At 60.9% G+C, this 14,375-nt stretch carries 12 protein-coding genes; 4 read left to right on the forward strand and 8 right to left on the reverse strand.

All coding sequences use genetic code 11. The features are described 5' to 3' along the window. Window positions 1-15 precede the first annotated feature (15 nt). The 4 genes from ACG873_RS29870 (at window position 16) to ACG873_RS29885 (ending at window position 5,414) form a co-directional block, all read left to right on the forward strand. On the forward strand, window positions 16-1,839 hold the full coding sequence (locus tag ACG873_RS29870; protein ID WP_394889450.1) for an alanine racemase: 1,824 nt from the start codon (window positions 16-18) through the stop codon (window positions 1,837-1,839). Between the two features lie 209 nt (window positions 1,840-2,048). Beyond that, window positions 2,049-4,010, forward strand: a complete 1,962-nt coding sequence (locus tag ACG873_RS29875) for a polysaccharide biosynthesis protein (RefSeq protein ID WP_394889451.1) — start codon at window positions 2,049-2,051, stop codon at window positions 4,008-4,010. 493 nt (window positions 4,011-4,503) lie between these two features. Beyond that, complete coding sequence (locus tag ACG873_RS29880) at window positions 4,504-4,848, forward strand: hypothetical protein (protein WP_394889453.1); 345 nt, start codon at window positions 4,504-4,506, stop codon at window positions 4,846-4,848. Window positions 4,849-4,853: 5 nt separating this feature from the next. Next, window positions 4,854-5,414 (forward strand): sugar transferase, encoded by a 561-nt coding sequence (locus ACG873_RS29885; RefSeq protein WP_394889454.1) that lies wholly within the window; start codon window positions 4,854-4,856, stop codon window positions 5,412-5,414. A gap of 17 nt (window positions 5,415-5,431) precedes the next feature. On the opposite strand, the gene ACG873_RS29890 is transcribed toward ACG873_RS29885, so the two are convergent. The 8 genes from ACG873_RS29890 to ACG873_RS29925 all read right to left on the reverse strand — a co-directional run bounded on the left by ACG873_RS29890 (window position 5,432) and on the right by ACG873_RS29925 (window position 14,340). After that, window positions 5,432-6,604, reverse strand: coding sequence for a glycosyltransferase family 4 protein (locus ACG873_RS29890; RefSeq protein ID WP_394889455.1), 1,173 nt, complete (start codon window positions 6,602-6,604; stop codon window positions 5,432-5,434). Between the two features lie 111 nt (window positions 6,605-6,715). After that, the gene (locus ACG873_RS29895; RefSeq protein ID WP_394889456.1) at window positions 6,716-7,627 is read right to left on the reverse strand and encodes a glycosyltransferase family 2 protein; all 912 of its coding nucleotides are present in this window, start codon (window positions 7,625-7,627) and stop codon (window positions 6,716-6,718) included. 37 nt (window positions 7,628-7,664) lie between these two features. After that, window positions 7,665-8,999, reverse strand: a complete 1,335-nt coding sequence (locus ACG873_RS29900; RefSeq protein ID WP_394889457.1) for an O-antigen ligase family protein — start codon at window positions 8,997-8,999, stop codon at window positions 7,665-7,667. Then, window positions 8,923-9,864: an NAD-dependent epimerase/dehydratase family protein gene (locus tag ACG873_RS29905; protein WP_394889459.1), complete on the reverse strand. Its 942-nt coding sequence runs from the start codon at window positions 9,862-9,864 to the stop codon at window positions 8,923-8,925. The genes ACG873_RS29900 and ACG873_RS29905 overlap by 77 nt, the downstream gene beginning before the upstream one ends. 8 nt (window positions 9,865-9,872) lie before the next feature. Continuing rightward, window positions 9,873-11,195 carry an HlyD family type I secretion periplasmic adaptor subunit gene (locus ACG873_RS29910; protein ID WP_394889460.1) on the reverse strand — a complete coding sequence of 441 codons (1,323 nt, stop codon included), beginning with the start codon at window positions 11,193-11,195 and terminating at the stop codon, window positions 9,873-9,875. A gap of 34 nt (window positions 11,196-11,229) precedes the next feature. Further along, window positions 11,230-12,972 (reverse strand): type I secretion system permease/ATPase, encoded by a 1,743-nt coding sequence (locus ACG873_RS29915; protein WP_394889461.1) that lies wholly within the window; start codon window positions 12,970-12,972, stop codon window positions 11,230-11,232. Between the two features lie 396 nt (window positions 12,973-13,368). Then, window positions 13,369-13,491: a hypothetical protein gene (locus ACG873_RS29920; RefSeq protein WP_394893831.1), complete on the reverse strand. Its 123-nt coding sequence runs from the start codon at window positions 13,489-13,491 to the stop codon at window positions 13,369-13,371. A 69-nt stretch (window positions 13,492-13,560) separates the two neighbouring features. Continuing rightward, window positions 13,561-14,340, reverse strand: a complete 780-nt coding sequence (locus ACG873_RS29925; RefSeq protein WP_394889463.1) for a hypothetical protein — start codon at window positions 14,338-14,340, stop codon at window positions 13,561-13,563. Between the last annotated feature and the right edge of the window lie 35 nt (window positions 14,341-14,375).

Genomic DNA, 14,375 nt, shown 5'->3' on the forward strand with positions numbered 1-14,375 from the left:
GGTTGGGGGCGAGGCATGGGACCACAAGTAGCGATCGACCTTGGGCGCATCGAGCGCAATGCGCGGACCATCGTGCAGCGCTGCGCCGAATCGGGCATCAAGGTCTTCGGCGTCACCAAGGGAACCTGCGGCATGCCGCAGGTGGCGCGCGCGATGCTGCGCGGCGGCGTCGCCGGCATTGCCGAATCGCGCTTTGAAAATATCAGACGGCTGCATGAAAGTGGCATCGACTGCCCGATAATGCTGCTGCGCAGCCCGCCGATCTCGCGCGTCGAGGAGGTAGTGCGGACTGTCGATATCAGCCTTCAGTCGGAACTCGCCATCATCGGCGAAATCTCGCGCATCGCCGAGCGCCTCGGCCGCGTCCACGGCATCATTGTCATGGTCGATCTCGGCGACCTACGCGAAGGCATCTGGCCGAACGACCTTCTGCCGACCGTGGAAAAAATCCTCGAGATGAAGGGTGTCAGGATCGCTGGTATCGGCACCAATTTGACCTGCTTCGGCGCGATAGTGCCAACCAAGGAAAATCTTGGCCAGCTGGTGGCGCATGCATACAAGATCGAGCGGCTCGCAGGCATCACCCTTGACTGGATTTCGGGCGGCAACTCGTCGTCGCTGCCCTTGGTGCTCAAAGGGCGCATGCCAGGGGGTATCAACAATCTGCGGATCGGCGAAGCCATATTGCAGGGCGGCATCGAGACTTTTCGCGACGAGCCTTGGCCGGGCCTCGAATACGACGCCTTCCGCCTTGCCGGCGAACTGATCGAAGTCAAGCTGAAGCCGTCCATGCCGATCGGCAGATCGGGCTTCGATGCCTTCGGCAACCGGCCGCTCTTCGTAGACGAGGGCGACCGGCTGCGCGGCATCGCCAATATCGGGCGCGAGGATGTCATCGTGGAAAGCCTCACCCCGATCAACAAGGGCGTACGGGTGCTTGGCGCGTCGAGCGATCACCTAGTGCTCGATGTCACGGACGCAGATCCCCCGCTCGCCGTCGGAGATCGCGTGAGCTTTCGGATGGGCTACGGGGCCTTGTTGACCACCATGACTTCCGAATACGTCGAGAAAGCACCAATGCACGATGTCGCGGATTCGTCCGGCCGCAAGATGGTCTCGATTGTGGCCGAGCCGAAATCGACGCCCATCCTGGCCAGCCACAATATCGGCTCGCGGCTTGAGGCCATGAATTACGATGTCGTCGAACTGGCCGACGTGGAGCGTCCACCCTCGGGCCTGATCCGGCTTCATTCGGGCAGCGACAGGCGCGTCGCCTATCAGGCTCTGGCGGCGGCTGCCCGCGTCACGCACTCGCTCGGCCTTATCTGGATAGACTCCATCGCGGCGCTTGTGCCCGAAACCGGCGATGATTCCGAAACGGCGGAGACATCGGTGCTCTCGCGCGTGCTCGGTCTCAGCGGCCGGCAAGGTGCGCTGCAGCCGCAGCTTTCCCCTGAAAACGTGGTTCTCGTGGGATTGCGCGAGGCTCACCCGGCCGAGGCGAAAATTCTCAAGGAGTCTCGCATCTCCGTATTCACCATGGCCGAGATCGACGGCTCCGGCATGCGCGATGTCATGCGCGAGGCGATCAGGATCGCATCGTCGGGAACGCGCGGCTTTCATGTCAGCTATTCGCCGACGGCGACGGAGATGCCCGGGTGGGCGCCGGGTTCGGGCGGAATGACGGTGAGGGAAACGCATCAGGCGATGGAGGCGATCGCGCTCAGCGGCCGCATGACGTCGATGGACATATCGCCGGTCACGGCCGAACTAGATCCCCGGATCGGTCATGAAACGGTTAACTTCGTGATGTCTGCTTTCGGGAAGCGAATCCTTTAAGCAGGCAGGGAACTCAGATTTGTGTTATTCGAGGGGTTGCGGTCGATCGTTCGGCTAAGGATTGGGAGTGCAGGGTATTAACGGTACCGAGATTTTGGAGCCGGCTGTGTTGAACGGCGTCGGCTGTTCAGATAACAATGTGCCGGCGCCGGGCATTGTTGCATGACACTTGTTCAGATGAAGATGCATCCCGAGCCGAGCATTATTGCATGAAACTCAGCAGCTTGCGTCTGCCCGCCCGATTTGCCCGTTATGCGGGAACCCTGCACGATTTCGGAGTTGCGACCGCCGCGTTCGTCCTGGCGTATCTGACTGTCCTCGGCGTGGCAGCCTTCGAGGTTCCTGGCAACGAGGAAAAGACACTCGGCTTCGTTGCGATATTCGGGGCATACTATTTCATCCTTTCATTGCATCGCGGCTCCTGGCGATATGTTTCGATCCCCGACCTGATCACCATCATCAAGGTCGCTTTCGCGACGACCGTGACATACACCGTCGCGTCGTTTCTGATGACGCGCGGAGCGAACGTGCCGCGCTCGGTTCCGATCCTGGCGGCGGTATTCTTGGTGACTGGGCTTGCGGGCTCGCGCCTGGCCTGCCGGCTTCTGGTGGAAAAAGTCCTCTGGCGCACGAGCCCGCTCGGACCGTCACCTCTGAATCGGCGCAACGTTCTCCTGTATGGGCTGAATGACAGCGCGGAGAGTTTCATTCGGGCAAGCCGCCGCGGCCAGAGCGAATACAACGTCGTCGGTATCATCGACGATAGCATCCTGAACCAGGCCAGGACGCTTCAGGGAGTAAGGGTGCTGGGCGCCTTCGCCGATACCGACAAGATCGCCAACCGGCTGGCGCGTAACGGCATGCGCGTTTCCGAAGTGATAGTCACCGAAACAGCCCCGAGCCGCCAGCACCTCGGTGAGATCGTCGAAAAGACGGCAAGGCTCGGCATCAAGACCTCGCGGATACCGGATGTCACCGAAACCGCACTGATCACCAGCCTATCGTTGCTGGAGCCGAAGGAGATCGAACTCGGCGATCTTCTCGACCGCCCCGAAGTTGTCGCCGACATATCGAGTATCGCTCGGCTCATCAACAACAAGACCGTTCTCGCGACCGGGGCCGGCGGTTCGATCGGTTCGGAGCTTTGCCGGCAGATCGCTCAGCTTGGACCGAAACTGCTGGTCATCACCGACAGTTCGGAATTCCATCTTTACATGCTCGATATGGAACTCCGGGAAAAGTACCGGGATTTGAAGATCAGCACGCGGCTGATGGATGTTCGCGACAACATACGGGTTTCGCGGCTGTTTGCTGAAATGCGGCCGGATGTGGTGTTTCACGCAGCCGCTCTTAAGCACGTCCCCCTGGCGGAAAGCAATCCGCTGGAGGCGATCAAAACCAATTTTCTCGGCACCAGAAATGTGGCCGATGCCGCCCTGGTCAATGAGGTGTCGAGCTTCGTGATGATCTCGACGGACAAGGCGGTCAACCCGACAAACGTGATGGGCGCCACCAAGAGAGCGGCCGAAGCTTACTGTCAGGCCCTGGACCTCAGCTCGACCAAGACTCGCTTCAAGACCGTCAGGTTCGGAAACGTTCTAGGCTCGAACGGATCGGTGGTACCGCGATTCCAGGAACAAATCCTTGCCGGCGGTCCGGTGACGGTTACTCACCCTGACATCGTGCGCTTTTTCATGACCATCCCGGAAGCGGTGCGGCTGGTGTTGAACGCTTCGGCCGAACACACCGGTGACCGTTTGCAGCAGCGCGGCAAGATAATGGTGCTCGACATGGGCGAACCTGTGAGGATCGTCGACCTCGCCGAACGCATGATGCAGCTCGCGGGCCTGAAGCCTTATGTCGACATCGACATCGTGTTTTCGGGGCTGCGACCGGGCGAGAAGCTGTTCGAGGAGCTTTTCGATCCTTCGGAAGTCCAGAACATGAAAACGGAAGACGGTTATGTGATTGCTTCGCCCCGCGTGACGGACAAGGTGCTGCTAGACAAGTCGATCACGGAACTTCAGAACGCGATAGTGCGTGAAGACCGCGGGCGGGCGCTCGAACTGCTGCTTCATATCGTTCCGGAGTACCGCAGCGCCAAGGCCATGCAGGAGCAAGCTGCCAAGGATATTGAGCGGGATTTCGGCGACGCCGCTCCCTATTCGTAAGCTCACCCGGGCACGGTGACTGCAAGAAGTCAGCCGTTCTTCCGTGTGGTCACAGACTACCATATGTTGGCGGCTTGATGCGCTTTGGTGCCGCGAGTCGGCAGTAGCAGGAGCATCGTACAGTCGCGATTGACAATGGCGGGTTTCGGAACAACGTGGATGGGAATTCGGGTGTCTCGACGCCGCGTTGCTGGCAAAGCACAAGGCGGTCTGCGAGAATGCGCTTCAGCGGTTGACCGCGGGGCTCAGCCCGAAAGATGTGGCTGCTGCGAATTCTTGGCGTGTGAATGAAGCGGGCGCCAAAATATAAGCTTTTTTGAGGGGCAGGGAGAGCTTGCAGCACCCACCAGACAGGCGATTGGGTGGCCGGTGGATTGCTGCAGGTGAGAACTTCTGGCTTCGAGCGCCAATCGTTGTATCCTGCCTGATGCCTACGGATATTTGTTACCGGATTTAAATAATGGCCGACGGAGGGACACGGCAGGAGCGACGTATGGGATTTGAGGACGAGGAGCAAGCCCTTCCAGCCGGAACGACGTTCACACCCTCGGTGCTGAAGGATTTCCGCTGCGATCTAGAGACGGATTGCAGATGCTCGCCCGAAATGCGCCCTACCTGCGAGTACAATGTTAAAACCCTGCCTGCGCGGAGCAGCGTCATATACAGGCACAGCTTGAGAATCGCGAAAAAAGCCGAAACGGCGAAAAAACCAAATAGGTTCTACGAGGTGACTTCGCCAATGGCTGTTCGCCTTTTGCTTCTGCTCCTCGCCTTCGCGGGGGCGGTCGTTGCCGTTACCTGGCATTTCGGCGAATGGATCCGGTACTCCATCCAGTAGGTTGCATGAAGCGCGCATTCGACATCGTACTTGCCGCCATCGGGATGGTGGTCGCGGCGCCGCTGATCCTGGCTGCAGTCGTGTTGATCCGGCTCAACTCGCCGGGTCCGGCGATTTTCCGCCAGACCCGCGTGGGGGTGAACGAAAAGCCTTTCACCTGCCTGAAGCTGCGCACCATGTACTACGGAACCGGGAACATGCCGAGCCATGAAGCCGGCGCGTCGTCGATCACGCCGGTGGGAACGCTTCTCCGGCGGTTCAAGTTCGACGAGTTGCCGCAACTGTGGAACGTGTTGGCGGGCGACATGAGTTTTGTCGGGCCACGACCATGCCTGCCTTCGCAGACGGCGCTGATCGCGGCGCGTAGGGCATACGGGCTTTATACGCTGCGTCCCGGTATTACCGGCGTGGCGCAAGTCGCGGGCGTGGACATGTCCGATCCGGAAAAGCTGGCGGCGCTAGATGCGACCTATCTGCATGATATGTCGCTTGCCGCCGACATAAGGCTGATCCTGGCGACGGCGCTAGGCTCCGGGCAGGGCGACCGGGTGAGGCCTGTGGAATAGCACCGGAGCGCGGGGGTTCAGCCGGGCGAGAGCGTCGCGGGTCCCTTGTCGACGAGAAGGCGCACGAACTGCGCGGTCACCGCATCCGCGCCGAACTGACCATTCCTGAACAACTCCAGCCCCGCACGACCCTGCCGGTCCAGCAATTCGGGATCGGCAAGATACGCGTCGATGGCGGCTATCATAGAGGCCGCCATTGCGTCGGGATCGCCCGGAGGCAACAGCGTTCCGCTCACGCCGTCATGGACGATTTCACGGCATCCCTGAAGGTCGGTGGCAAGACAGGGAACGGCACTCGCCGCAGCCTCGATCAGGATACGCGGGATGCCCTCGCCGTAGCGCGAAGGCAGGCAGACCAGGTCCACGTTGCGCAGAAGTTCGGGCATATCGTAGACCTCGCCCAGGAATTCAATGGCGCTTTCGCGCTCGAGCAGTTCAGGCGCGTAGCGGTCGGGATCGTGTGGCTCGACCATGCCCGCGACCAGGAATTCGACCTTGCTGTTCCCCGAGTAATGGCGCGCCGCCTCGACGAAGGCGTCTAGTCCCTTGGACTTCAGCAGTCTCGACGCAAACAGGATTTTCATAGACGGAGGCACCCGGCGATCGCTGGCCGGATAAAACCGCTCCGGATCGACGCCGGCGCCGCTGATGACCGTCGAATTGTGCCGGCCGATCAGCCCGCGATGCAGCCAGTCGTCCCGGTCCTCCGTCGTCTCGAAGGTGAAACGCACGCCTTCCCGCGACGAAAGAAACCGTATCGAGGTGTCCACTAGCGACCGCGCCAGGCGGTCGGCTGCCCTCTGCCGCGTGCTCGACGGCGACATCAGCCGCCCGAGACCGGGTATGGTGATCAGTATCCGCCGCGGTCCACTCCCCAACTTACGCGCCAGCACGGCGGCGAGCCCCGACAGGATCGCTGGCTTGAGCGTGATGAGGTGCACGGCATCCGGCTTTTCAGTCCTGAAGTGCCGCAGCGATCGGCGTACCAGCTTCAAGTCCAGAATCGGATGGAAGGAGAAGCGCTCGATCGGCACGTGCTCGTGGCGCCAGCCGGCCGACGGCTTGTCCATCGGGTTTCCTCCAGTGATGACGGTCACGTCCGCGCCAGTGTCCACAAGCCGCTCCACCACATGGAGGCGATGTCGTAGGAAATAATCGCTGTCATTGCATATGACAGTGATCCTGGTCATTCGCTGTTCTCCGGTGCTTTTGCGGCCTTTGGGTGGTGCGCATCCATCGCATAGTCAAGCGGAAAAGGCCTCCGCGTCCAAACAGCCGCCGGAAACCGCATCGATGAGCGGTTAGCGTGCTTTCAGCGATATGCTGTCCTTGGGGATTCCGGAGAGCGATTCGAGACGCCAACCGGGCGACAATTGCAGGGACAGGCGCGGCGCCTTCGCCAGCGACGCCGAAAGCGCTCCCAGCGCGCGCAGTCTGGAGCCACGGAAACGATAAGCGGCCGCGATTTCGAGATCCATATAGCTGTCGAGGCGGGCAAAGAGCGCACGGTCCAGCGCGTTCTGCCATTTCGCCCGTATGGCGGCGGCGGCAGGCTCAATCTGCTCGGGACGCTGCACGCGCTGCCTCTCGATCGCAACGGCTGCGACCGGAAGTATTTCGAGCGAAAAGCCCTTCAGAGCCAGCGACAGGAACCAGTCGACATCCTCGAAGCGCCTGAGCGTCTCATCCTGGAATCCGGCGGCGGCAACGGCTTTGGGCCCGTTCAGGATCACGCATGAGCCCGGCGAGAACCAGCATCCGGAGGCGAATGCGCGCGGCGCGGCGGCAGGACGGGGCCAGCGCAGGCGAGAGGCGTCGTGGTTGGCGGTGAAGTCAATCCAGCCGCAGCCGAAAATGGTTGTCTCCAGCGCGCCTTGGCGAAGCCTCTCCTGCGCGCTCTGCCAGCGCTCGGCTATACTGCCGCGGAGCAGGTAGTCGTCGCTGTCGAGGAAAGTAATCCAGTCGGTGCGCGCCTCGCGCATGCCTGTGTTGCGGGCGGCGGCCGGGCCGCGGTTGCCCTCATGGCGTATCAGGCGAATGTTCAGACGATGCGCCAGATCGGGGTCGATCGCCGAGGGGGCGGGCGAACCGTCGTCGACCACGATGACTGCTTCGGGCAGGGTGTCCTGGCCATCGATGCTTCGGAGCGCCCGGTCCAGTGTATCCGGGCGGCCATAGACCGGAATTATGAGCGTCAGTGGCACTTTCTGCATGATGAACTGCTAACAGAGAGCCAGATTGCGGGAAAGCTCAGCCACTGGACCGCGACTCGGAATCACGCCCGCTGCCAAAGACAAAAAACAGGCTGGTCAGTATTCCGACGATGAACAGCGAATCCGACAGATCATGGCCGATCATGTTGTTCAACAGACCGCTGAGGAAGAAGCTCGTCGCTATGCCTGCGGTCATCGCCAGACCATAGTCTCCCATTTCGTCACGGTTCTTGCGCCAAGCCAGGATAACCGGACCGAAGAGCATCATCGCAACGATCAGGGCGCCGGGAATGCCGTCGCGTACGGCATAGTTTAGAAAGACGTTGTGGAAATGCGAGTATGACAGGGTCGTCCCCGAGATCGCCCTGGTGCGCTCGATCATCAGCTCTTTGCTGTGACCCGGGCCGTGACCGAAGAACGGCGCTTCCGTAACCAGTTGCCAGCCGGCCTTCCAGACAGTCAGCCGCTGGCCGACTGATCCCGAGTAATCACCCTCTTCCATTATCTGCCCGTAGTCTTCGATCAGCAGTTCGACCCGGTCGCGGACGAAAGGCGTGGCAAACAGCCCGAAGGCCAGCAGTACTACTGAAAATACAGCCATCGACGGCAGTAGATAACGCCGCGCTATGTGATCACGATAGAACCAGATGCAGGCCGCCGGAACGACGATGAGTCCGGGCCAAAGGCCGCGTGTTCCCGATAGGATGATGCTGCCGACGGACGCGAGTGCGGCCAGCGCGAACAGCACACGCCACCCCCCATGCGCACGCTGGCTGGCCAGGAAAGTAATCGTGAGGGTGATGAAATTGGCAAGCGCGAAGGGATAGGCGTTACCGGCACCACCTTCGGCCCGCAGGCCAAATCCGAAGCTCTCTACCAGTGCGATCGCGAATGCCACATAGGCGCCGCCCATCGCCGCGAGTTCGACCGCGTCGCGAACGCCGGAGCGTTCCGAAACCGAAAGGCGGGAATAGATGGGCAGGAAGGCCAGATAGAGCGTGTTCTGCCCGATCTCGTATAAGGTCACGACGCCATTGTATGTAACCGCCCCGGCAAGCGCTTCGATTGCGAAAAAACCCGCGAAGATCAGTGCCACTATCCGCGCCTCGCGAACGCGCGACAGCGGAAAATCCCGTCTCAGGAGGCGCACGATCGCCCAGATGAACGCACCGCCGACCATGAAGCTGACGGCGCTGCCGATCACTGCGCCCCAGCCGGTGACGATCCCCATATAGAGGCGGTTCATCCTGTCCAGGGTCAGGCCGAAAATTGGTTGGGACACTATAATTTCAACCTCATGACCTCGACCTTCTGAAATCTCTTGCCACTTGCGTGAGACCGGGCCGGGGATTTTCAGTCCGCCGCCATCCATCTTCTGCTAGCGCCGAAGAATCGCAAATCTGCTCGGCAAACAGGCCCTGCCAGCCTTCGCTGCGCCCCGCAAGCCTTGCAGCCGTCTTGAGCAGGCTGGCTGGAACGGGCAGCAGACGCTCGGGCCTGCCCAGCCCGGCGCGGAACGCCGTGAATATCTCGGCTGTGCTCACCGGATCGCGATCGCCCGGCAGGTAGACCTGGCGGGTTTGCGTCATCTGGAGCAGGTCGACCACCGCCGCGGCAAGTGCCTCCACCGAGAGCAGCGATCGACGATTGCGAAGGGCTCCGAACGGTAGAGGGTAGGGAGTATCGGCCAGATGGAGCATCCTGGCGAGGTTTCCTTTCATGCCCGCCCCGTAAACCGGCGGCAGGCGAAGTATCGAAAGCCTGGAGGCGCTTGAGTCCGGAAAGTGCGTCAGCGCGGCGAGTTCCGCAACTCGCTTGGACCGCCCATAGGCGCAGGTCGGCTTGGCAGGCGTTTCCGACGTCAATATGCCGTCGAAACCGGCGCCGGCGACAGCACGGATAGACGACATGAGGAGAAACTGGCCCCCGACTCCCCGCGCCGCGGCTTCGGCAAATCGTGCAGTCAGTTCCGCATTCGCCCGCATAAATTCGGATTCCGGCGTTTCGGCCGAAGCATTGGTGAGACCTGCGCCATGCACGACGTGATCGACGCCATCGAGGACACGGTCGAACTCGTAGAGCGAAGCGGCGGGATGCGGAAGGATGGCACTCTCGACACCTTTCTCCCGATTGCCGACCGTTCGCGAGATCGCCCGAACGGAAAAACCGGCGTCGCGCAGATGCTGTACGACTCTTCCCCCGACGAACCCGCTTGCTCCCGTTACCGCGACCAGCATTCGCGAGGTTATTCCTCGCGGAAGGCGCGCGAGAACGAGTCGGCGAGCGGCTGGATGAGATATTCGACGAAAGTCCGTTCGCCCGTTCTGATGAAGGTTTCGACCGGCATGCCTGGATAGATCTGGTCGGCGCTAATCTCAGGAGGCAGGTTTTCGGTGATCTTCAGCCGAGCCGTATAGTAGGGCAAGCCATTGGCTTCATCGATCAGGCGGTCGGCCGATATGTAGAAGACGGTGCCCGGCACCTGCGGCGTGGTGCGGGCATTGAGCGCGGAAAAGAGCATGCTGGCTTCCTGGCCGATCCTCAGCAGGTCGATATCCTGGGGGCGCACTTGCGCCTCGATGATCAGTTCGCGAGTCGTCGGCAGCATCTGGATCACTGGCTCGCCCGGCCGGACCACGCTGCCCGGTGTGGTGTAGGCGGTCTTCACTATGATGCCGTCGGCGGGTGCACGGATGACCGTGCGCTCCAGTACCGATTGAGCCGCGCGTACCTGCTCTTCCAGGTCGGCGATCGATGCGCGAACGGTGTTGAGTTCTCCCACCGCCTGTTCGACCCGCGTGGTGGTCAGCCGTTCGGTCTGCTGGCGCGCTTCAACGATCTGGGTCGCCGAACTCGCTATCTGGGACTGAAGTGCGCCGACCTGGCCGATGAGTTCGGCCTCGCTGCGCAGCAGCGCCGTATACTCCGACCGGTTCGTCAGCCCCTGCGCCAGCAGTTCCTTCTTGCGGTTGACCTCCTCTCGCACGATGGCAAGCTGATCCACGCCCGCCTTTTTCTGGGCGTTCAGGCCTTCAATGGCTTCCTTGAGCGCGGCGACGCGCTGGGCGAGTATCTCAACTTCCGCCCTGTAGCGGGCAAGGCGGGCGGCGAACTCCTTCTGCTGCTCGCTCACGATCGCCAGATGTCCCATCTTGTTTCCCGGCGCCGAGAAGCTGTCGGGTATGGAAAAGTTTTCCACGCCGTCTCGCTCGGCCTCAAGCCGCCATCCTTTGGCTTGCTGGGCGACCATTTGCTTGACCAGGCGATTGAGCTGCGCTTCCGCGACCGTGGAGTCGAGCACTATAACCGGTTCGCCGGCGCGGACGCGTTCGCCCTCCCGGATACTGATCTCGCGGATAATTCCGCCCTCGAGGTGCTGGATGTTGATGTTCTGGCCGGCGGCTGCGACGATTCCGGGCGCGATAGCCGCGCCTGCGAGCGGCGCGGTAGCAGCCCAGAAGCCAAAGCCGCCGGCGAAACCCACGATGGTCAGATAGCCAGCCGCGGCAATCCTGCCGGTGCGTGTCGCCACCCGCTTGCGCCAGTCTTCTATTGTCTTCTCAGTCATTTCCCCTCCACGACCCGGCTTGAACACACCTGGGTCACCCGATCGAAACCCGCACCGACTCGCCGGTATCGCTGCGCGCTGGTGCAGGCTGCGCCTCGGGCGTTTTTTGCAGCCCTTGCGTCAGGCGCTGCAATACGTCCTTTGCGGGTCCATAGAGCTCGATCTGCCCGTCGCGCAACATCAGCACCCGGTCGCATTTGGCTGCAATCGATGGTTTGTGGGTGATGATCACGACGGTCCGCTTGCGCGCGCGCGCCTCGAGGATCGACTTCTCCAGCGCCTGCTCGCCTTCCGCATCCAGATTGGCGTTCGGTTCATCGAGGACGATGAGCTTGGGATCGCCGTAGAAAGCCCGGGCAAGGCCGATGCGCTGCTTTTCGCCGCCGGAGAGCCTCACTCCTATCGGGCCGATCTCGGTCGCGTAGCCTGCCTTCTGGCGCAGGATCATCTCATGAACCTGCGCGCGCTTCGCCGCCGCGACGATCTCCTCGTCGACCGCCTGCGGGTCGAACCGCGAGATGTTCTGGGCGATTGTGCCGGGAAACAGCTCTACCTCCTGAGGCAAATAGCCCAGATGGCTTCCAAGTTCGTCCGCATCCCAGTTTTTGATGTCGGCGCTGTCCAGGCGGATGACGCCGGATCGCGGAGCGATCGCGCCGACGATCAGCCGCGCCAGCGTCGATTTTCCCGCCTGGCTCGGTCCGATCAGCGCAACGGATTCGCCTGCCTCGATCTTGAAGCTGATGCGCTTGATGAGCGGCTGAGCGCCCGGATCGGCATCGGGAACGAAATAGATGAGCTGGTCGGCGGCAAGCGCGCCTTCCGGCTCAGGCAGAGACACATGTTCGCTCGCTCTGGCCGCAGTTCCGCGAGCCAGCGCTTTCAGCCGTTGCCAAGCTCGCTGAGCGTCGACGAACTGGCGCCAACCGCCGATGATCTGGTCGAGCGGCTGTAGGGCGCGCCCGGAGATGATGGAAGAGGCGAAGATCATGCCCGCTGTCATCTGCTCATCCAGCACCAGATAGGCGCCGATGCCGAGGATCGCGATCTGAAGGACCATCCGGATGGTGCGCGACAGACCGCTGTAGAAGGCATTGATCTTATTCACCCGATCCGATGCGGCAAGCGAGTCGGCAAACCGGCTCCCCCACAATTGGAGGATGTTCGAGGACATGCCGAGCGCCCTGACCGTCTCAAAGTTGCGGGCGAAAGATTGCGCGGAGTTCATCGTGGAAACCAGCGTTTCGCTCGCCACCCGGCCGCTGCGGCTGGTCGCCACCTGGTTGAGAATGGCGACCGCAATCATCAATACGGCACCGACAAGCGTGATAACGAAGAGCAGGGGATGAACGAAATAAAGAAGCACGATAAAGAGCGGTGCGAAGGGAACGTCGAAGAGAAAAAACAGCGCGCGTGAGGATACGAAGGCCCTGACCGTCGCAAGATCACGAAGCGGCTGGACATCGCCGAGACCCGCCCGGGGACCGTTCATCGACGCCAGGAACATGTCCGACCCGATCACCGTATCCAGTTTCGAGGCCACGCGGCTGGCATATTGCGCGCGAAAAACTTCGAGAAGCCCCAGAACAATCAGTGATGCGAGTGCAAAAAGGGAAACATAGACCAGCGTGTCCATGCTGGATGAAGGCAGCACGCGGTCATAGACCTGCAGCAGATACAGCGGAACGACAAGCAGAAGCACGTTCGCCGCCGCCGAGAAAAACCCGATCTCGACGATGCTCTTCAAGAAATACCGTTTAGTGTCAGCTGAAAACATCCCCACTCTCGCGTTTGCCCTGACTAGTGTAGACTTTTATCTATGCCACAAGCGAACCGCCTTGGGCAATGTGAGCGATTCCGGATCGGCTTCGATTGTAGCTTTGGAATCCGGCGGGTTTTCGTCGTCGGCGTTCGCATTGCCCTACTCACAACTGGCCAGCATCGTAGGAACAGACGATCGGCCTTTGGACCTGGGACACGCGATAGCTGCAGTGGCTCGGAACGGTGATTTAAGCAGCCAAAGATATCATTGTAAGTGGAGAACAAGTTAAAATTTAGCTGACGGCGCATGCTCTATTCCGAGCCAATCCCAATAACAGAAATTCAGACGAATGCAACGATTACCTTAGCCATTCCGGCTAGATATAAGTGTCATTGCTTGATGTAGGAGCGATCATAAAGCGGGCATAGAGATCCGTGTGGGGATCATATTGCAGTTGCGCTTGTGCTCGCCATGATTGAACGCTGCAATAGGCTTGCCTGCGAGAATGTTGCCGGTGAACAGGAACAGCGCCATGTCGGGACGGCTCACGTCCCGTAGGTTGCATGGGAGGAAGGGGCATCCGATCGGCGCAGTCACCGACAGCTATTTCGTCGGCCCGCGCCCGACATGCCCCGCGTTGTCAAGACCAACGCTTCGCGGCCACAGCAGCTTTTTGAATGTCAATTCAGAACGGGTGAACTCGTGGTCGAAAAACGGCCTCGATTTCGACAGCAAGGGGAAACGATGGGGTTGAGCAGGCGTGATGAGAATCGTGAAGATCCGTGCCAGTCTCGCCTTCTGCAGCATGACTAGCATTTCGACCGTCGCTGCAGGATCGCGCAAGGTGAAGACCAACTCCCAGCCAAAGGCATTTGGCAACTGGTCGACTTCGATCACCAAGTGCGTCACACCCCGCTCTCGCCATACGGCGTCATAGCGATCGAAGGGAATGTTCGGTTGAACAACTTCGTCGCCGAGCTTTGCCCGGATATCTCCGCCCATGATGCCGGCGACAACGGCCGGCCTGTTCTTGTCGAGATTGGCCACGACGGCCGAGCCTATGGGCGGCTCCTCCACAGCCCTTTGAAGTGGGTCCAGAGCGACATGTTGCGGGGGAGCCGGCAGACGTAGGGCCGGACGCCTCCGAGGTTCGGTCGCCGAAACAATTTGTGGCTTTGCGGCCAGCTTGATGTCTCTCCAAAGCGCTGGCAACGCACCGATGCTACGGCGCTTCGCGAAGGACACAAAGGCCAACCCAAGCCGATAGCTGTGGGAGGCACGCAGCTGCATGTTCTCCAGCGCGAGTTTGCGATTTGCGTTCTCGAGATCAGAAAGATATTTCTCGATCCTTCTCGAATCTTCGTTCAAATCGACGCTGGACATTAAGCCCCCCATGGCGCGGCCGCTACGGCGCCGCT

Source organism: Allomesorhizobium aridi, from assembly GCF_043769475.1.
Taxonomy (GTDB): domain Bacteria; phylum Pseudomonadota; class Alphaproteobacteria; order Rhizobiales; family Rhizobiaceae; genus Allomesorhizobium.